The following is a 19,788-nucleotide window of genomic DNA, read 5'->3' on the forward strand; positions in this document are numbered from 1 at the left end:
GCGGAAAGATCAGAACTCTTTCCAGTCGCCGTTGGCGGCCCTCTTGGCCTCGGGCGCGGCCAGCGCGGCGGCGAAGCCGGAAGGCAGCTGCTTGGCGCTGGGCTTCACCTGGATGGGCGCGGGCGTGTCGGCCGCCGCCGGCTCGCCCTTGGCCACCGGCTGCAGCGGCGAGTAGGCGGCCTGGCCTTCGACCAGCTGGAAGCGCGACACCATCTGCAGCAGCGAGGCGGCCTGCACCTTCATCGATTCGGTCGCGGCAGCGGCTTCCTCCACCAGCGAGGCGTTCTGCTGCACCACCTGGTCCATCTGGGTGACGGCGGTGTTGACCTGCTGGATGCCGGCGTCCTGTTCCTCGCTCGCGGCGGCGATCTCGGCGATCAGGTCGCTCACCTTCTTCACGGAGCCGACGATCTCTTCCATCGTCTTGCCGGCGGCGTCCACCAGCTTGGCGCCGTTGTCCACCTTGTTCACGGACTCGCCGATCAGCGTCTTGATCTCCTTGGCCGCGCCGGCGCTGCGCTGCGCCAGGTTGCGCACTTCGGCCGCCACCACCGCGAAGCCGCGGCCCTGCTCGCCGGCACGGGCGGCTTCCACCGCGGCGTTCAGCGCCAGGATGTTGGTCTGGAAGGCGATGCCGTCGATCACGCCGATGATCTCGGAGATCTTGCGCGAGGACTCGGAGATGCCGTTCATGGTGGTCACGACCTGGCCGACCACCTGGCCGCCCTTGCGCGCGACGTCCGAAGCGCCGATGGCCAGCTGGCTGGCCTGGCGCGCGTTCTGCGCGTTGAGCGACACGGTGGAGGTCAGTTCCTCCATGGAGCTGGCCGTTTCCTCCAGCGTGCTCGCCTGTTCCTCGGTGCGCTGCGACAGGTCCTGGTTGCCCTGGGCGATCTGCGCGCTGGTGTCGGCCACCATGTGGGCGCCACCGGCGACCTCGCCGACCAGGGAGCGCAGGTTCTGCGTCATCTCGGACAGGGCATGCAGCAGGTCGCCCGTCTCGTCCTTGCCGCGCACCTTCACGTCGTTCGTGAGGTCGCCCTTGGCGATGCGCTGGGCGGACCGGATCGCCACGTGCAGCGGCCGCACGATGGCGCGGCTCATGAGCAGCGCGGCGGCGATCGAGGCGGCCACCGCGGCCACCAGGATGGAGACCAGCAGCACGACGGCGGCACGCGAGGCCGAGGAGGCGGCGTCGTAGTCGTCCTGCGCGAGCTTCTTCTGCAGGAGGATCAGGTCCTCCATGCTCTTGACGACGGACTGGTACTGGCGGTCGGCCGACTGCATCAGCATGGCGCCGGTCGACACGTCGCCGGTGCTCAGGTCGATCGCGTCCTCCGCCAGCTTGCGGTACTTGGCGACCATCGGCAGCACGCCGTCGATGGTCTGGCGCTCGTTGTCCGTGAGGTGCGGCAGCGCGCGGAACCGGGTGAGCTCGGCGGCGATGGCATCGACCTTGATGCGCTGTTCGGCGACGGCCTTCTTGACCTGGTCTTCCTGCAGGTTCGCGATCCAGGTGAAGAGGCGGTAGACACCCGCGTGCACCTCGGACAGGTCGTGCTGCACGTCCATCGCGGTGGACACGCCTTCCAGGCGCTTCTTGGCGAGATCGTCGAGCGCCCGGTTCTGCTGCATGACGACGCCGTAGGCGATCGCACCGAATCCCAGGAGGAAGACGATGGCGAGGGCCGGGGCGATCAGGATCTTGTGCCAGATTCTCATGAAATTGCCTTGAGTGCGGTGCGTGGCGGAAAAATGAAACGGGGCGGCCACGCCGCCCCTCGGTGCGTCAGGCGGGCTTGTAGATGCCGCCGCACACCACGAGCAGGTCGTCGGTGCGCTCGCAGTACATCTGCTTGGGCTCCATCTTCTTGTTCACGGGGTTCACGAAGCTGAAGTCCTGCCAGAACGAGGTCTTGGTCCTGGCCATTTCCATCCGCTCGCGGATGTGCTCCTTGCCGTTGCCGTCGCGCAGTTCCATCATGTTCTTGCCGACGAACTTGGCGTTGGCGCCGTGGGCCATCGCGGTGCCGTCCATCTTGTAGACGGTCAGGTACAGCTCGCGGTCGACGAACTGGCCCTTGTTGTCGGTGATGTCGGCCATCGCCTTGTCGCGCGGATTGGCCTTGATGTACAGCACGCCCTTGCGCACCATCGCCTCGGCCTCCTTGGGCGTCACGCGCTTCTCTTCAGCCATCGCCGCGCCCATCGCCACCGTCAGTCCCAGGAGGGCGGCAGCCATTGCTTGCTTCTTCATCCCAACGCTCCTTGCAAACCTCACCGGAACGGCCGGTGCCCGACTTGGATTCGAGGATGCCATCGTCGGCATTCTGTTGCAATCGTGAGTTTATGTAACAGCTCCGCCGGGTGTGCAGTTTTGCGGCTCACGCCGGAGAACGTGCGAACAGGATGCCGCTCATCGGCAGGCACGGCCCGTTGGGCGGCGGCGCCTCTGTCGCACACCGGCGACAGTGGACGACACACGACGTTTCCAGATGTGTGCCGCTTTGGAGGCCGCCAGGAATGCCTATCCCCGCCCGTCCGCGATCAGCGCCGGCCGCAACGCTTCGAGCGGGGGACTCGCCGGGTCGGCGGGCGCCGGATCGCGCGCGGAATCCTCCACGCGGAAACGCGAAGCCATGTCCAGCAAGGCCGCCGCCTGCGCGTTCATCGACCCGGTGGCGCGCGTCGCGTGTTCGACCAGCGCCGCGTTCTGCTGCAGCACGCGCTCCATCTGCCCGATGGCGGTGTTCACCTGCCCGATGCCCGAGCTCTGCTCCTGGCTGGCCTGCGCGATCTCGGCGATCAGCGCGCTGACCTTCCCGAAGGACAGCACGACTTCCACCATCGTATGGCCCGCGGCATCGACCAGCGTGGAGCCCACGTTCACCTTCTCCACCGAGGCGCCGATCAGCTCCTTGATCTCGCGGGCGGCGGCGGCGCTGCGCTGGGCGAGGCTGCGCACCTCCGCGGCCACGACCGCGAAGCCGCGCCCCTGCTCGCCCGCGCGCGCGGCTTCCACCGCGGCGTTGAGCGCCAGGATGTTGGTCTGGAAGGCAATGCCGTCGATCACGGCGATGATCTCGGTGATGCGCTTGGACGCATCGGAGATCTCGTCCATCGTCTCGACCACCTGGTCGACCGCCTGGCCGCCGCGTTTCGCGACGGCGGTGGCATCGGCCGCGAGCTGGCTCGCCTGGCGCGCGTGCTCCGCGTTCTGCGCCACGGTGGCCGTCAGCTGCTCCAGCGAGCTCGCGGTCTCCTCCAGCGTGCTCGCCTGTTCCTCGGTGCGCCGCGAGAGGTCCAGGTTGCCCTGCACGATCTGCGCGCTGGTGGCGTTCACCGAGTGCGCGCCCTGCACCACGTTGCCCAGGACGCTGCGCAGGCCATGGGTCATGTCGGCCAGCGCGCGCATCAGCTGCGCGGCTTCGTCGGTGCCGCCGGTGCGCACGCGCACGGTCAGGTCGCCCGAAGCCACCTTCGTGGCGATGCGCGCGGCGATGCGGATCGGCTTGACCACGCCCACCACCAGCGGATAGCAGACGAGGAACAGGACGACGACGATGCCCATCGCGATGCCGAGCACCAGCGTCTGCGCCGAACGCGTGGCCTGGCGCAGCGCCTCTGCCGAAGGCTGCGTCGCGGCGAAATCCGAAAGCTGCTGCAGCTGCCAGGCGCCGTACAGCCCCAGCAGCGCCATCACGGCGGCGGCGGACAGGAAGCCCGCCGTCAGGCGGACGCGGATCGTGGTCCTGCGGAACAGTCCCAGCGCGGCGCGATCGAGCGCCCGCGCGTCGCTGCCGCGCGCTTCGCGATCGGTGCGGTCCGCTCCCATCGCGCCTGCCGCGTCCTCAGTGGACGGCGTTGTCCACCAGCGCCATGTCGGCGCCCGTCATGAGCTTCTCGATGTCGAGCAGGATGATCATCTGCTCGTCGAGCGTGCCCAGGCCGGTGATGTACTTGGTGTCGAAGGTCGCGGAGGCGAACTCCGGGGTCGGGCGGATGTTCTCGGCCGACAGCGTCAGCACGTCGGACACCGAGTCCACCACCACGCCGACCACGCGGCCGGCGATGTTCAGGATGATGACGACGGTGAAGTCGTCGTACTTGGCCTGCGTCAGCTTGAACTTGATGCGCAGGTCCAGGATCGGGACGATCACGCCGCGCAGGTTGATCACGCCCTTGATGAAGGCCGGCGCATTGGCGATGGCGGTGGGCTGTTCGTAGCCGCGGATCTCCTGCACCTTCAGGATCTCGATGCCGTAGCTCTCGGCGCCCAGGCGGAACGTGAGGAACTCGCTGCTCGGTCCCTGGGCCGCCTTGGTCGCGCCGGAAGTCGTGGCGGATAGGGGTGCTTGCATCTGCGGTTCTCCTCGGTTCTCTATTCCGGGCGAGCATGCCAGCTCACCCCGTTCGTTGCAATCGCAAAGTCTGGTTACAGCCTGACGCCCGCCGCGCGTTGCGCAAAACTGGACGCCGCCTCTCCGTTCGTCTCCCGCACGCGGCCTTTCACCGGAGCGGCATGTGGTGCGTCACCGACAGGCTCACAGCAGCATCGCGCCTTCGCGCCCCGAGAGGCGCACCAGGTGCGCCACGTCGAGGATCAGCGCGACGGAGCCGTCGCCCATCACGGTGGCGCCCGACAGGCCCGGCACCCTGCGGAAGTTCGTCTCGAGGCTCTTCACCACGACCTGCTGCTGCCCCACCAGTTCGTCCACCAGCACGGCGGCCTTGGTGCCGTCGGTCTCGACGATCACGGCGATGCCGGCGGCCTGCTCGCGCGGCTTCTGCGGCGGGAACAGCTTCGCCAGGTGCAGCACCGGCAGGTACTCGTCGCGCACGCGCAGCGCGTCGCCGTGGCCCGGCAGCGTGTGGATCTCCGCGCCGGTGACGCTCAGCGACTCCACCACGGAGGCGAGCGGCAGCACGTAGGTTTCGCCGCCGATCGCGATCGTCATGGCTTCCATGATCGCCAGCGTGAGCGGCACGCTCACCGTCACGCGCATGCCCTGCCCGGCCACCGAGGACAGGTCCACGGTGCCGCTCAGGGCCTGGATGTTGCGCTTGACGACGTCCATGCCGACGCCGCGGCCGGACACGTCGGTGACCTGTTCGGCGGTGGAGAAGCCGGCTTCGAAGATCAGCTGCCAGACGTCGGCGTCCGGCGCGTCGTCCGCGATGGCGATGCCGCGCTCGCGCGCGCGCTTGAGGATGCGCTCGCGGTCGAGGCCGCGGCCGTCGTCGCTCACCTCGATCACGATGTTGCCGCCACGCTGGCTGGCGCGCAGCGTCACCGTGCCGACGGCGGACTTGCCGGCGGCCAGGCGCACTTCGGGCTTCTCCAGGCCATGGTCGATCGCGTTGCGCACCAGGTGCGTGAGCGGATCGGAGATCTTCTCGATCAGGCCGCGATCGAGCTCGGTGCCCTCGCCGATCATCTTGAGCTCCACCTTCTTGCCCAGGCGCGCGGACAGCTCGTGCACCACGCGCGGGAAGCGCTGGAACACGTTGGAGATCGGCAGCATGCGGATCGCCAGCACCGCTTCCTGCAGGTTGCGGGTGTGGCGCGAGAGATCCGCCAGGCCGGAATTGCTGCCGTAGCGGCCGTCGTTGGCGCCGTCGGCGATCGCGCCGGTGCGCGCCAGCATCGCCTCGGTGATCACCAGTTCGCCCACCAGGTTCACCAGCAGGTCGATCTTCTCGGTGCTCACGCGGATGAAGGTGGCGTCGTGGGCGACCGGCAACGCCGGGTCGTGCGCCTCGGCGGCCGGCGCCGCGGGGGCGGCAGCCTTGGCGCGCCTGGCCTTCTTCAGCTGCTCCGGCGACACGAACACGTCGACGAGCTCGGCCGGCTCCGCCTGCGCTTCCGGCTGCGGCTTCTTCTTCAACTGGTCCGGCGAGACGAACATGTCGACCGAACCGCCGGCGTCCTGAGTTGCGGGCACGGGTTGCGCCTCCGGCTGCGCGCGGCGCTTCCTGAACTCCGCCGGATCGACGAAGAATTCGTCCTTGTCGTTGGCCGCCGGGGCCGCGGGCGCGACCGCCTTCAGCTGCGGCGCCGGTTCCACCGCGGGCACGGCCGGCGCGGCATTCGCGACGCCCAGCGTCTCGATCGCGATCAGTTCGGGCGCGACCACCAGCGACAGCACGCTTTGCAGGTCCGCCGCCGCGCCCTGCAGCGCGACGTCGAAGTCCACGCCGCCGCCGGCGGTGTTGTCCAGGACGGTGCCGGTCACGGTGCCCATGTCGGACAGGCCCGTGAGCATCATGTCGAGTTCGAGCTCGTCGATCGGCGCGGCCAGCGGACCGAGCTTCACGCGGAAGTTGCGGGTCACCGGCCCGCTCTGGCCGTGCACGGCGTCGGAAGCGGGTTGCGCGACGCGCTCCCGCAGCAGCGCCTCGACGGCCGAGGCATCGGGCATGTCGGGCACCGAGCCGCGCCGGTGCAGCACCTGCAGGCGCAGCACGTCGCCGGCCTGGAGCATCGCGTTCACGTCGTCGGCGTCGATGGGCCGCTCGCCCTTGCGCAGCAGGTCGAGCAGGTTCTCCTCCAGGTGCGTGAGCGCCGCGATCTCGGGGCAGCCCAGCATCGCGGCGCTGCCCTTGATCGAATGCACCGCGCGGAAGATCGCGTTCAGGTCGTCGGGGTGCGGCGCATCGACGTCCATGCGCAGCAGGATGGCCTCGACGTTCGCCAGGTGCTCCTGCGCCTCCTCGAAGAAGATGGTGCGGAAGGCGACCGGGTCGCCGAAGCTGTTGGATGGCTGGAACATGGCGCTTTCCGTCCTTGCCTCAGATGAACTGGCCCACGATGTCCAGCATGCGCTGGGGATCGAAGGGCTTGGCCATCCAGCCGGTCGCGCCGGCCTCGCGGCCCTTCTGCTTCAGTTCCGGTCCGGCCTCGGTGGACAGCACGATCAGCGCCACCGGGTCGTAATCGGGCAGCGCCCGCAGTTCCTTCACCAGCGTGACGCCGTCCATGCCGGGCATGTTGTGGTCGGTCACCACCAGGTCGAACACGCGCTTGCGCGCCAGCGCCAGCGCTTCGAGGCCGTCGCCGGCCTCGGCCACTTCATAGCCGGCGCCCTGCAGGACGGCGGCCACCATCGCGCGCATGGAGCGGGTGTCGTCCACGACCAGAATCGATTTGCTCATTTATTGCTTGCTCCCGGACTTGTCGCGCTTCTTGCGGCTGGAGGGTAGGAATTGGGCGATCACTTCGAGGAGTCGGTCCTCGTCGAGGGGCTTGGTGAGGTATTCGTCGCAGCCGGCGAGCGAGCCGCGCAGCTTGTCGAACGGCGAGCTGCGGCTGGTGAGCATCACCACCGCGGTCTTCTTGATGGCCTGCTTGTTGGCCTTGATCAGCTTGCAGACCTGGTAGCCGTCGATGCCGGGCAGCACCACGTCGAGGAACACGCAGGTGTATTCGCGCGAGCCGGTCAGGCCCACGGCCTCCTCGCCGGTCTCGGCGAAGTCGACCTCGAAGTTGAAGGGCGCGAGCTTGGCCTTCATGAACATGCGCACCGAAGCGTTGTCGTCCACGACCAGCACGGTGTCGCCGCGCGCGCGCTTCATCGCCGCGGCGCTGTCGATGACGGGCGCGGCGGTGCCGGGACTGGAGCGGCCGGCGGCGCTGGCCGACAGCGTGGCGCCCAGCGGCAGCGTGCCGTCGTCGTCCTTCGCGGACTTGCCGCCGTTGCTGGTCACCACCGTCGCTTCCAGCGCCTGCAGCAGCCGGGCCCACTGCAGCGGCCGCGGCAGCATCGGGAAGCCCAGGCTGTCGCCGCCGGAGCCGATCATCACGGCCGGCAGGTTCGCGCGCTTCGAGAGCGTCTTGAACTCGCTGAGCGCTTCGGCATTCTCGGCGTCCACCAGGTAGATGTCGGCGGTGCCGGCGACGGTGGAATTGGGGTCGTACTGCACGAAGGCAGGATCGCGCCGCGCCGCCAGGGCGAAGATGCTCGCAAGCATCGAACGCTCCACCGGGTTGAAGCCGATCACGTCGACCAGGTATTGTTCATTCAGGGTCAAGACAAACACCTCTGGGCAAGTTGCCCGAGCACGGCATCCGCATCCGGAAGCCGGTATTTCACCTCTTTGGCCAGCATGCGGTCCGCCAGCGGCTGCAGGCCCGCCGAGGCGGGCGGCAGCGGCGCGGGCGCGGCGAGCAGGTGCTGGGCGAGCACCTCCATCAGGGTCTCGCCGCCGAAGGGGGAACGGCCCGCGAGCATCTCGTGCAGCAGCACGCCCAGCCCGTACACATCGGCGGCGGGCGTAGCCGGCGCGCCCTGCAACTGTTCGGGCGCCACGTAGCGCGGGGTGCCGGTCACCCTGCCTTGCTGCAGGCCCGCGGCCTGTTCGCCGCTGCGCGCGGCAACGCCGAAATCGGCCAGCACCAGGTCGCCATCGGCGCGCAGCAGGAAGTTCGCGGGTTTCACGTCCCTGTGAACGTAGCCGCGGCGATGCAGTTGCGCAAGACCGAGGGCCGCTTGTTGCAGCCATGCGAGCGCTTGTGTGGGCTCGATCTGACAACGCAGCCGCTGCGCGAGATCGCCGCCCGCGGCATGTTCGGTAACGAGGTACGCCCATTCGCCGCAGCGGCCGTGATCGTGCACGCGCAGCACGTGCGCGCCCTGCGCCTCGTGCGCGATCTCCCATTCGCGATGCAGCGTCGAGGCGAGCGCCGGCTGCAGCTTGAGCACGACTTCCCCGCCGCTGCCTTCGTCCTGCGCCAGCCAGGCGCTGCTGCGCCGGCCCGTGCCGAGTTCGCGCAGCACGCGGAAGCCCGGCACGCGCGGCGCGAGCTGCAGTCGCTGCACGCCGCGGCGCGGCGCCCCGAGGGTGCGCCAGGCGAGCGAGGCAGGCATGGACAGCGCGTGCACCATCACAACCCCATCTGCCCGAGATCGGCCAGCAGCACCTTCGCCGACGGATAGCGCTGGTCCTTGTCCTTGGCCATCATGCTTTCCATCACGGGCTGCAGCTGCGCGTGTTCCAGCGGCAGCATCGGCACGGCGCCGTGCACGTGCATGTGCAGCAGCTCCTGCGCGGAGTTCGCGTGGTAGGGCTTGCGGCCGGTGAGCAGCTCGAAGGCCAGCACGCCCAGGCTGTAGATGTCGCAGCGCGCATCGACGGTCTGGCCCAGGGCCTGCTCGGGACTGAGGTAGTAAGGCGTGCCGACGATGTCGCCGTCGCCGGTGTCGGTGATCTTCATGGACACCTGCTTGGCGACGCCGAAGTCGGCCAGCGCCAGCGTGCCGTCCTGGCGCAGCATCAGGTTGTCCGGTTTCAGGTCGCGGTGCACGATGCCGACGTCGTGGATCGCGGACAGGCCCGCCGCGGTGGCCTTGATGTAAGCCAGCGCCGTCGCCGGATCGACCGGGCCGGCCTTCATGCGCTGGCGCAGGTCGCCGTTCGGGAAGTACTCCATCGCGATGTAGGCGTGCCCCACCGAGAAGTCCTGGCGGAAGATGCGCGCCACGTTGGGATGCTGGATCTGCGCGAGCAGCGCGTATTCCTGGATGAAGCGCTGCAGGCCGTCGGCCTCCACCGCCTTGTCCAGCTGCATCACCTTGAGCACCTGCGGCGCGCCGCCCTCGGCCGCCTGCGCCAGGAAGATCGAGGCCATGCCGCCCTCGCCGATCTTGCGCAGCACCCGGTAGCCCTCGATCAGGAAATGCGAGCCCGGCGCGGGCGCGAGGTGGGGCGCGGCCGGCGCGGCGGCGGTGCGCTTGCGTCCCTGCTGGTTCACCTGCAGCGACTCGCGCAGCATCTCGAACACGCGCGCGGGCGTCTTGGAGCCGGGGCGCTGCACCAGGCCCGTGACTTCCACCACGTCGATGAAACTGTTGTCCGGCAGGCCCACCGAGCCGATGCGGCCGGACTCGGCGCGCCCGGCGGCAGCCAGGCGCGTCCCCGACGACGTCGCGACGCTCCAGCCCAGGTCCATGGCCGTCACTTCGAGCAGGCGGGCCACTTCCACGGCGTCGCCCATGGCGTGGCATTTGCCGTTGGCGCGCCGGGACAGTTCGGCCATGCCGAGGTGCACGCCGACGGCCAGCGTGATCGGCGGCAGGTTGGCCAGCTCGGGCCGGCTGGACACCGCCTGCTGCAGCTGCACCGTGTCGTGCACCGCCAGGATCGCGGCATGCAGCCCGCGCTGCGCGTGATTCGGTTTCTTCTCGTCGGGCGGATTGCTGAACACCGCCAGGATCGAATCGGGACGGCGCTGGGCGATCTCGCCGCCGAGCTTGGCGACAGCTTCGGTCAGCATCCGCCGCACCTCGTTCACGAACGAGCCCGCCTGCTCCGGGCCGAGCGCGTTGCAGATCGCCTGGAAATGGTGCACGCGCGCGTACATGAAGGTCGCGACGCTGGCATTCTGGGCCGTCAGCGACGGATCGGTCGCATTCAGCAACTGCGACGACGGGCCGAAGCCGGCCATCCGCTGCACCGGAGGTGCTTCGGCGGGAGCCAGGGCTTCGAAGGGTTGTCGCATTTAGTTACATGGTATCCATCAGTCGAGCAAATCCGTGACTACTTTGTCACGCAAGGTGGCGCTGTAACGCTTCAGCGCGACAGCACGGCAACAGCACTGTTACAGACGGCAGGCCCCCTTCCGACGGCCAACCGCCGCACGGCACGCAGCGCCGACGGGCGGACTTGCGCCCGCCCTCGCAGGCCCGGCTGTTGCTAGGATCGACGGCCATGGCCATCCACGCTGCACTGAATCACGTCACCCACTACCGATACGACCGTGCCGTGACCCTCGGGCCGCAGGTGGTGCGACTGCGTCCCGCGCCGCATTGCCGCAGCAAGGTGGTGTCGTATTCGCTGCGGGTCGAGCCGGCGAAGCACTTCATCAACTGGCAGCAGGATCCCTTCGCCAACTACCAGGCGCGCCTGGTCTTCCCCGAGGGCACCACCGAATTCAAGGTGACGGTGGACCTCGTGGTGGAGATGGCGGTCTACAACCCGTTCGACTTCTTCCTCGAGCCCGGGGCCGAGAAATTCCCCTTCCAGTACGAGCCGCAGGTCGCGGAGGAACTGGTGCCCTACCTGGCGTGCGAGCCGCTCACGCCGCTGGTGCAGGCCTACCTGGAGAAGATCGACCGGCGCCCGCGCGCCACGATCGACTTCCTCGTCGCCCTGAACCAGCAGCTGCAGGGCGACGTGAAATACCTGATCCGCATGGAGCCCGGCGTGCAGACGCCGGAGCAGACGCTGCAACTGGCGAGCGGCTCCTGCCGCGATTCCGGCTGGCTGCTGGTGCAGTTGATGCGCCGCCTGGGCCTGGCCGCGCGCTTCGTCTCGGGCTACCTGATCCAGCTGAAGCCGGACGTGAAGGCGCTCGACGGCCCGAGCGGCACCGAGGTGGACTTCACCGACCTGCACGCCTGGTGCGAGGTCTACCTGCCGGGCGCGGGCTGGGTCGGCCTCGATCCGACTTCCGGCCTGCTCGCCGGCGAAGGCCACATCCCGCTCGCCTGCACGCCGCAGCCCTCGGGCGCGGCGCCGATCGAAGGCCTGGTGGACGAGGCCGAGGTGGAGTTCAGCCACCACATGCAGGTGACGCGCATCCACGAATCGCCGCGCGTGACCCAGCCCTACACCGAGGAGCAGTGGCAGGAAGTGCTGGCCCTCGGGGACGCGGTGGACCGCGAGCTGAAGGCCGGCGACGTGCGCCTCACCATGGGCGGCGAGCCCACCTTCGTGGCGGTGGAGGACCGCGACGCGGCGGAATGGAACACCGACGCGCTCGGCCCGACCAAGCGCGGCTACGCCACCGGGCTGGTGGACAAGCTGCGCACCGAATACGGCCAAGGCGGCTTCCTGCATTTCGGCCAGGGCAAGTGGTACCCCGGCGAACAGCTCCCGCGCTGGGCGCTGTCGATCTGCTGGCGCGCCGACGGCCAGCCCTGCTGGCGCAACCCCGCCCTCTTCGCCGACGAGCGCGAGCCCTCGCGCTACGGCACCGACGACGCGCAGCGCTTCATCCGCCGCCTCACCGCCAGGCTGGGGCTGACCGAAAAGCACGTCCAGCCGGCCTACGAGGACGTCTTCTATTACCTGTGGCGCGAGCGCCGGCTGCCGGTGAACGTGGACCCGCTCGACTCGCGGCTGGACGACGAACTGGAACGCGTGCGCCTGCGCCGCGTGTTCGAGCAGAAACTCGGAAGCCCGGTCGGCTTCGCCCTGCCCCTGAAGGTGCGCGAAGAGGACGAAGAGGACGAGGCTCCGGCGCTCGCCGGCCCGAAGTGGCAGACCGGTCCCTGGTTCGTGCGCGACGAGCGCATGTACCTGACGCCGGGCGATTCGCCCATGGGCTATCGCCTGCCGCTCGATTCGCTGCCCTGGGTGAGCGGCGCCGACTACCCGCGCCTGATCGCGCGCGATCCCTTCGCGCCGCAGGTGCCGCTGGCGATGCCGGCGCAGCTGCGCTTGCCCGCCGGCGATCCACGCTTTGCCGAAACGGATCGCGCGGCGCGCAAGCCGGCCCGCCACGAATCGGCCCACTGGCTCAGCCGCACCGCGCTGTGCGTGGAAGTGCGCGACCCGCAGCGCGCCAACGGCCCGAAGGCCGAACGCGACTTCGGCGGCAAGAGCGGCATCCTCTACGTCTTCATGCCGCCGCTGGCGCGCCTGGAGGACTATCTCGAACTGCTCGCGCACGTCGAGGACACGGCGCAGGAGCTGGGCGTGAAGATCGTGCTGGAAGGCTATCCGCCGCCGCGCGATGCGCGCCTGAAGCTGCTGCAGGTCACGCCGGACCCGGGCGTGATCGAGGTCAACATCCACCCGGCGCACGACTGGAAGGAACTGGTGCAGCACACCGAGTTCCTGTACCAGGCCGCGTTCGAGTGCCGGCTCTCCGCCGAGAAGTTCATGACCGACGGCCGCCACACCGGCACCGGCGGCGGCAACCATTTCGTGCTCGGGGGCGCCACGCCGGCCGACTCGCCCTTCCTGCGCAAGCCGGAGCTGCTGGCGAGCCTGCTGCTGTACTGGCACAACCACCCCAGCCTCAGCTACCTCTTCAGCGGCCTCTTCATCGGGCCGACCAGCCAGGCACCGCGGGTCGACGAGGCGCGCAACGACCAGCTCTACGAACTGGAGATCGCGTTCCAGGAGATCGCGCGCAGCCGGCAGCTGCATGGCGAGCACATGCCGCCCTGGATGGTCGACCGCACGCTGCGCAACGTGCTGGTCGACGTCACCGGCAACACCCATCGCAGCGAGTTCTGCATCGACAAGATGTATTCGCCCGACGGGCCGACCGGCCGCCTCGGACTGCTGGAGCTGCGCGCCTTCGAGATGCCGCCGCACGCGCGCATGAGCGTGGTGCAGCAGTTGCTGATCCGCGCCCTGGTCGCGCGCTTCTGGCGCGAGCCCTACCGCGCGCCGGTCACGCGCTGGGGCACCGAACTGCACGACCGCTGGCTGCTGCCCACCTTCATCCGGATGGACCTGCAGGACGTGCTCGCGGAGATGAAGCAGGCCGGCTTCGCCTTCGACCCGGCGTGGTTCGCGCCGCACTTCGAGTTCCGCTTCCCGGTCACCGGCGATGTGCGGGCGCTGGGCATGGAGATCACGCTGCGCAGCGCGCTGGAGCCCTGGCACGTGATGGGCGAGGAAGGCGCCGCCGGCGGCACCGTGCGCTACGTCGATTCCTCGCTGGAGCGCATCGAGGTGAAGGCTACCGGCATGAACGAGAGCCGGTATGTCGTCACCGTGAACGGGAAGGCGCTGCCGCTGCAGTCCACCGGCACGGCCGGCGAGTTCGTGGCCGGCGTGCGCTATCGCGCGTGGCAGCCGTCCTCGGCCCTGCATCCCACCATCGGCGTGCACGCGCCGCTCACCTTCGACATCGTGGACACCTGGATGAACCGCTCCGTCGCGGGCTGCCAGTACCACGTGGCCCATCCGGGCGGCCGCAACTACGTGACCTTCCCCGTGAATGCCTACGAGGCCGAAAGCCGCCGGCTTTCGCGCTTCTTCCGCATGGGCCATTCGCCGGGCCCGCTGCACGTGCCGCCGGCGACGATGCACGTGCCGGCCAGCCGCGAGTTCCCGTTCACGCTGGACCTGAGGCGACCGGACTCGACCCACTGAAACGGCCCCGTCGGCAGGGGACAACGGCCCGCTTGGAACGTTTTGCGCGCGGGTGGGACAATGCCCGCGTCGTGAGCTCCTTCAACGATTCGCTGTTCGGCGCCCATGCCGAGGAAACGCCGGCCGCGCTCGCCGCGGCCCTGGCGCCCCCGGCCGCGCCCGGCCACTACGACGAACTGCGCGGCGGCGTGTCCGCGCCGGCGGCCGAAGCGCAGGGCACGGCCGCCACGGTCGTCGGCGCGCATGCGCTGCCGATCCGCCCCTGGGCGCGCTTCTTCGAGAACCTGGGCCGCGACGGCTTCGGCGACCTGAACCGCCGCACGGTCAACCTGCAGCGGCAGGTGCGCGACAACGGCATCACCTACAACGTCTATGCCGACGCCGGCGGGCCGCAGCGGCCCTGGTCGCTGGACCTGTTCCCGCTGATCGTGCCGCCCGCGAGCTGGCAGCGCATCGAAGCCGGCGTGCTGCAGCGCGTGCGCCTGCTCGAACGCATCCTCGACGACGTCTACGGCCCGCAGGAACTGCTCGCGGCCAACCTGCTGCCGCCCGCCCTGGTGCACGGCCATCCCGGCTACCTGCGGCCCATGCACGGCGTGCGGCCGGCGGGCGGCCGGCGGCTGCACATCGCGGCCTTCGACCTCGCGCGCGACAGCGCCGGCGCCTGGTGGGTGGTGGCGCAGCGCACCGAGGCGCCCTCGGGCCTGGGCTACCTGCTGGAAAACCGCCTGATCATCTCGCGGCTGTTCCCCGAGGCCTTCCGCGACCTGAAGGTGCAGCGGCTCGCGGCCACCTATCGCGCGCTGCTGGAAAGCCTCACCAGCCGCTGCCCGGCCGGCGACGGCGAGCCGCGCATCGTGCTGCTCACGCCCGGCCCGTACAACGAAACCTATTTCGAGCATGCCTACCTGGCGCGCTACCTGGGCCTCACGCTGGTCGAAGGCAGCGACCTCACGGTGCGCGACGAGCGCCTGTACCTCAAGACGCTCAAGGGCCTGGAGCCGGTGCACGGCGTGCTCAAGCGGCTGGACGACGAATTCCTGGACCCGCTGGAGCTGCGCGCCGATTCGCACCTGGGCGTGCCGGGCCTGCTGCAGGCCGCGCGCGCCGGCAACGTGCTGCTGGCCAACGCGGCCGGCACGGGCTTCCTCGAATCGACCGCCCTGCTCGGCTTCCTGCCGGCCCTGAGCCGCCACCTGCTGGGCGAGGAACTGCGGCTGCCCGCGCTGCCCACCTGGTGGTGCGGCGAACGCGCGGCGATGCAGTCGGCGCTGTCGCAGCTTCCGGGCACGGTGATCAAGTCGACCTACGCCACGGCGGGCGGCGGCACCATTCTCGGCAAGGGCCTGTCGCCGCGGCAACGGGACGAATGGAGCGGCCGCATCATGCGCGAGCCGGACACGCACACGCTGCAGTCCTACCTGCCGCTGTCGCAGATGCCCACCTGGAAGAGCGCGCCCTCGGGCGATCGCATCCTGCCGCGGTCGCTGATCCTGCGCGTGTTCGCCGTGTCCGACGGCGACGGCTGGCGCGTGCTGCCCGGCGGCCTGACGCGGCTCGCGGGCGAAGACAGCGACATCGCTTCCATGCAGCGCGGCGGCAGCAGCGCCGACAGCTGGGTCCTCACCGACGGCGAGGTCGACACCACCAGCCTGCTGCACCACGACCATCCCTCGGTCGACACGCCGCAGCGCAGCCGCACCGTGACCAGCCGCGCGGCGGAGAACCTGTTCTGGCTGGGGCGCTACACCGAACGCACGGAGAACACCGCGCGGCTCGCCCGCCTCGCGCTGGAGGGCCTCAACGGCGAGGACCAGAGCTCGCAGCCGCTGATGGCGTGGCTGAGCGAACTCGTGGTGGGCAACGGCCTCGTGCTGCCGGCGGTGCCGGCCGCGACGCAGGCGCGCCGCGTGTTCGAACGCTCGCTGATCGCGGCGCTCGGCGAAGAGGCCAAGGCCACCAGCGTCGGCTACAACCTCTGCGCGCTGCGGCAGTCGGCCGCGGCGGTGCGCGAACGCCTGTCGCAGGAGCAGTGGAACGGCATCGTGCGCGCCGAACTGGAGTTCCGCCGCGGCTGCAAGGCCTTCTCCGCGCAGGGCGACTTCTCGCCCGTGGAAGCGACGCGCGTGCTGGAGACGCTGTCGGCGCACACGGCGGCCATGACCGGCGCGCAGACCGACCGCATGACGCGCGACGACGGCTGGCGGCTGCTGTCGACGGGCCGCCACCTGGAACGCCTCGGCTTCCTCGCGCAGGCGCTGGCGAGCGCCTTCGAGACCGGCGCGGTGTTCGACGAAGGCGGCTTCGAAGCGGTGGTCGCCCTGTTCGACAGCACCATCACCTTCCACGCGCAGTACCAGCAGCGGCACGACATCCCCGCGCTGCTGGACCTGCTGGTGCTCGATCGCGACAACCCGCGTTCGCTCGGCTGGGTCGCGCAGACGATGCGCGGCCGCCTGGCGCGGCTGGTGGATGCGCCGCCGGGCGTGATGCCCGACTTCGCGCTGGCGGTGCCCGATCCCCGGCCCTGGACGCTGGACCACCTCTGCCAGCGCGACGCGGCGGGGCGGCACGCGGTGCTGCTGGACGTGCTGCAGCAGTGCGTCGACGCGTCCTACCGCCTCTCGGACGACCTGACGGCGCGCTTCTTCGCGCATTCGGGCGACGCGCGCCACAGCGTCGGCGCCTGATCCCTCCATGCTGTTGCACGTCCTGCACGAGACCGCGTACGACTATGCGCCCGTGGTGCGGACCGCGCAGCACATGACCCACCTGAAGCCCCTGCGGACGCCGCGGCAGCAGGTGCTGGCGCACGCCCTGCGGATCTCGCCCGAGCCGGCGCAGCAGGGCGAGGCGCTGGACGTCTTCGGCAACACGCGCAGCTTCTTCAGCCTGCAGCACGCGCACGAGGGACTGCGGGTGGTGGCCGACAGCCTGGTCTCGACTTCGGCGGCCGGGGACCCGGGCGGCAGCCTGCCCTGGCAGGAGGTGGCCGAACGCATGCGCTACCACCGCGATGCGCGCTACGACGCCGCCGCCGCATTCGTGTTCGCCTCGCCCTACGTGCCGCGCGACGGCGCCTTCGCCCGCTACGCGCAGCCCAGCTTCGCCGAAGGCCGGCCCCTGCTGGAGGCCGCGCGCGAGCTGATGCATCGCGTGCACGCCGATTTCGAATACGAGCCCGCGGCGACCGACGTCAACACGCCGGCGCTGGAGGCGCTGGCGCTGCGCCGCGGCGTCTGCCAGGACCTCGCGCACGTGATGCTCGGAGGCCTGCGCAGCCTCGGCCTGCCCGCGCGCTACGTCAGCGGCTATCTCCTGACCGAACCGCCGCCGGGCCAGCCGCGGCTGGTGGGCTCGGACGCTTCGCATGCCTGGGTCTCCGTCTACCTGCCGGGCGAGGAAGGCCGCGGCCGCTGGATCGACCTCGATCCCACCAACGACCGCACGCCCGGCGAGGACTACGTGACGCTGGCGATCGGCCGCGACTACTCCGACGTCTCGCCCATGCGCGGCGTGATCCACGGCGGCGCGCACCACACGCTGAAGGTGGCGGTGACGGTTTCGCCGGCGGAGCCGATGACAAATGACGGATGACAAATGACAAAATGAATCCGACATCAGGAGCGAACATGAACATCCACGACAAGCTGAAGGAACTGAACATCACCCTGCCGCCGGTGGCCACGCCCGCCGCGGCCTACGTGCCCTTCGTGCGCACGGGCAACCTCGTGTTCATCTCTGGCCACATCGCCAAGAAGGACGGCAAGGCCTGGGTCGGCCAGCTCGGCAAGACGATGCAGACCGAGGAAGGCAAGCAGGCCGCCCGCGCGATCGCGATCGACCTGATGGGCACGCTGCACGCCGCGGTCGGCGACCTCGACAACGTCAAGCGCATCGTCAAGCTCATGAGCCTGGTGAACTCGGCGCCCGATTTCACCGAGCACCACCTCGTCACCAACGGCGCCAGCGAGCTGTTCGGCCAGGTGTTCGGCGACAAAGGCGCCCATGCGCGCAGCGCCTTCGGCGTCGCTCAGATCCCCATGGGCGCCTGCGTCGAGATCGAGCTGATTGCCGAGGTGTGACCCTCCGCGCGGCCGCGCGCATCGAGCGGCAGCACCAGCACGTCGGCCCGCGCGCGGGCCAGCACGCGCTGCGTCACGCTGCCCAGGAAGAAGTCGGCGAGCAGGCCGCGCGTCCTCTTGCCCAGCACCAGCAGGTCGGCGCGCAGGCCCTGCTCGCGCGCCAGCACCACCGCCACCGCGTCGCCGAAGCCGATGGCGGGCAGCGCCTTGGACGCCGCCGGGGCGGCCTGCGCGATCAGGTCCAGCAGCGTGGAGCGCGCCCGTTGCGCGGCGCGCTGCCGGTACCGCCGCACCGCGGTTTCCGGCACGTCGCAGGCGCGCATCCCGATCTCGTCGCGCGTGTCGAGGGCGTGCAGCACCTCCACTTCGGGCCGCCGCGACAGCCGCAAGGCCGCCGCGATCACCGCCCGCGCATCCGGGTCCAGTTCCACCGGCGCCAGCACGCGCCGGTAGCTGGCGCCCGCCGGCCGCTTGACGACCAGCACCGGCGCGCGGCACAGGCGGATCAGGCGCTCGGCCTGCGTGCCGCACACCATCTCGCGCAGCGGATTGCCGCGGCGCGAACCGATCACGACGAGGCTCGCGTCGCGCGCGGCGCGCACCGCGTGCGCCAGCGGCTCGCCCGCCGCGAGATCGGCTTCCACCCCGATCCCGAGATGGCCGCCGATGTCCCGCGCGAGCTGCAGGAGGGCTTCCGGCGCATCGGCGGCACCCGGGGCGCCGCCGCGCACATGCAGCAGCCGCAAGGGCACGCCGAGGTCGCGCGCCACCAGCCCTGCGCGCCAGGACGCGTTGAGCGCCGCGGCCGAGAGGTCGTGCAGCACGAGCACCGCTCCGTGGGACGGGCCGCTCACGTCTCGTAGTCCCCGCAGGCCTCGGGCTGGAACAGCACGGCGAGGATCCGCGCCGAGGCCTCGCCGCCATCGGGCAGCACCCAGCGCACGGTCTCCCCGGCGCGGCGACCGAGCAGGCCCGTGCCCACCGGCGACAGCACCGAGATGAAGCCGAGCGCCGGCTCGGCGTCCTCGGGATAGCACAGGGTCAGGCGGGTGGGCGCCCCATTCGGCCCGTGCAGCAGCAGTTGCGTGTACATCGTGACCACCGTCGGCGCGACGGCGGGCGGGGCAACGACGTCGCTGCTTTCCAGCAGGTCCTGCAGGGTCGTTCCCGCGGACGCGGGCAGCTCGCGCAGCAGGCGCGTGAGGCGGACGTGATCGAGTTCGGTGAGCGTGCGCTCGACCGGGATGGCGATTTCCATGGACTTTCCTCGCAAGGCAAAGGCTCCGCGCCGCGAACGGGCGGACGGAGCAAGGGCGCTGTGCGGGGCCCGGCGATTCGGAGTTGCGCGAAAGGGTCTGGGGAATCGCCGGGCTCAGGAAAGTGCGTGCGATTGCGGACGCGCAGTGGCGCCCGCCGCATTCCTGCGTGGCGTTCGCGCAGCGTGCCGCGGCGCGCCGGTGGCGCGGAGGGCGGGGAACGTGCGCGGGGAGGTCATGCGGGAGAGTCTAAGCCGCGAAGATGCGTGAAGGGCGAATGCCCTCACGTTCCTTGCCAGATTGGGCGGCGTGGGGGGGGGGGGGGGGGGGGGGGG

15 protein-coding genes are annotated in these 19,788 nt (G+C 70.2%); 4 read left to right on the forward strand and 11 right to left on the reverse strand.

Annotated features, from left to right (window positions below):
- Nucleotides 1-9: 9 nt before the first annotated feature.
- The 9 genes from VF522_RS13860 to VF522_RS13900 form a co-directional block, all read right to left on the reverse strand.
- Nucleotides 10-1,722 (reverse strand): methyl-accepting chemotaxis protein, encoded by a 1,713-nt coding sequence (locus VF522_RS13860; RefSeq protein WP_330908864.1) that lies wholly within the window; start codon nucleotides 1,720-1,722, stop codon nucleotides 10-12.
- Between the two features lie 67 nt (nucleotides 1,723-1,789).
- A complete protein-coding gene (locus VF522_RS13865) occupies nucleotides 1,790-2,257 on the reverse strand; it encodes a cache domain-containing protein (protein WP_330908865.1) in 468 nt (155 codons plus the stop codon).
- A gap of 270 nt (nucleotides 2,258-2,527) precedes the next feature.
- Nucleotides 2,528-3,835 (reverse strand): methyl-accepting chemotaxis protein, encoded by a 1,308-nt coding sequence (locus VF522_RS13870; RefSeq protein ID WP_330908866.1) that lies wholly within the window; start codon nucleotides 3,833-3,835, stop codon nucleotides 2,528-2,530.
- A gap of 16 nt (nucleotides 3,836-3,851) precedes the next feature.
- Nucleotides 3,852-4,361 carry a chemotaxis protein CheW gene (locus tag VF522_RS13875; RefSeq protein ID WP_330908867.1) on the reverse strand — a complete coding sequence of 170 codons (510 nt, stop codon included), beginning with the start codon at nucleotides 4,359-4,361 and terminating at the stop codon, nucleotides 3,852-3,854.
- Between the two features lie 183 nt (nucleotides 4,362-4,544).
- A complete protein-coding gene (locus VF522_RS13880) occupies nucleotides 4,545-6,773 on the reverse strand; it encodes a chemotaxis protein CheA (RefSeq protein ID WP_330908868.1) in 2,229 nt (742 codons plus the stop codon).
- Between the two features lie 19 nt (nucleotides 6,774-6,792).
- A complete protein-coding gene (locus VF522_RS13885; protein ID WP_330908869.1) occupies nucleotides 6,793-7,155 on the reverse strand; it encodes a response regulator in 363 nt (120 codons plus the stop codon).
- A complete protein-coding gene (locus VF522_RS13890; protein ID WP_330908870.1) occupies nucleotides 7,156-8,031 on the reverse strand; it encodes a response regulator in 876 nt (291 codons plus the stop codon).
- Nucleotides 8,028-8,867, reverse strand: coding sequence for a serine/threonine-protein kinase (locus VF522_RS13895; RefSeq protein WP_330908871.1), 840 nt, complete (start codon nucleotides 8,865-8,867; stop codon nucleotides 8,028-8,030). The genes VF522_RS13890 and VF522_RS13895 overlap by 4 nt, the downstream gene beginning before the upstream one ends.
- 17 nt (nucleotides 8,868-8,884) lie before the next feature.
- Nucleotides 8,885-10,498: a protein kinase domain-containing protein gene (locus VF522_RS13900; protein WP_330908872.1), complete on the reverse strand. Its 1,614-nt coding sequence runs from the start codon at nucleotides 10,496-10,498 to the stop codon at nucleotides 8,885-8,887.
- Nucleotides 10,499-10,707: 209 nt separating this feature from the next.
- On the opposite strand from VF522_RS13900, the gene VF522_RS13905 reads away from it, so the two are divergent.
- The 4 genes from VF522_RS13905 (at nucleotide 10,708) to VF522_RS13920 (ending at nucleotide 18,197) form a co-directional block, all read left to right on the forward strand.
- Nucleotides 10,708-14,112 (forward strand): transglutaminase family protein, encoded by a 3,405-nt coding sequence (locus VF522_RS13905; RefSeq protein WP_330908873.1) that lies wholly within the window; start codon nucleotides 10,708-10,710, stop codon nucleotides 14,110-14,112.
- Between the two features lie 71 nt (nucleotides 14,113-14,183).
- The gene (locus tag VF522_RS13910) at nucleotides 14,184-16,802 is read left to right on the forward strand and encodes a circularly permuted type 2 ATP-grasp protein (protein WP_330908874.1); all 2,619 of its coding nucleotides are present in this window, start codon (nucleotides 14,184-14,186) and stop codon (nucleotides 16,800-16,802) included.
- A 7-nt stretch (nucleotides 16,803-16,809) separates the two neighbouring features.
- Nucleotides 16,810-17,709 (forward strand): transglutaminase family protein, encoded by a 900-nt coding sequence (locus tag VF522_RS13915; protein WP_330908875.1) that lies wholly within the window; start codon nucleotides 16,810-16,812, stop codon nucleotides 17,707-17,709.
- A 35-nt stretch (nucleotides 17,710-17,744) separates the two neighbouring features.
- Nucleotides 17,745-18,197 carry a RidA family protein gene (locus tag VF522_RS13920; RefSeq protein ID WP_330908876.1) on the forward strand — a complete coding sequence of 151 codons (453 nt, stop codon included), beginning with the start codon at nucleotides 17,745-17,747 and terminating at the stop codon, nucleotides 18,195-18,197.
- On the opposite strand, the gene VF522_RS13925 is transcribed toward VF522_RS13920, so the two are convergent.
- A complete protein-coding gene (locus VF522_RS13925; RefSeq protein WP_330908877.1) occupies nucleotides 18,146-19,051 on the reverse strand; it encodes a universal stress protein in 906 nt (301 codons plus the stop codon). The genes VF522_RS13920 and VF522_RS13925 overlap by 52 nt on opposite strands.
- Nucleotides 19,048-19,455: a GreA/GreB family elongation factor gene (locus tag VF522_RS13930; protein ID WP_330908878.1), complete on the reverse strand. Its 408-nt coding sequence runs from the start codon at nucleotides 19,453-19,455 to the stop codon at nucleotides 19,048-19,050. The genes VF522_RS13925 and VF522_RS13930 overlap by 4 nt, the downstream gene beginning before the upstream one ends.
- Between the last annotated feature and the right edge of the window lie 333 nt (nucleotides 19,456-19,788).

It is taken from the genome of Ramlibacter sp. (assembly GCF_036383835.1).
In the GTDB taxonomy this organism is placed as follows: Bacteria; Pseudomonadota; Gammaproteobacteria; order Burkholderiales; family Burkholderiaceae_C; genus Ramlibacter.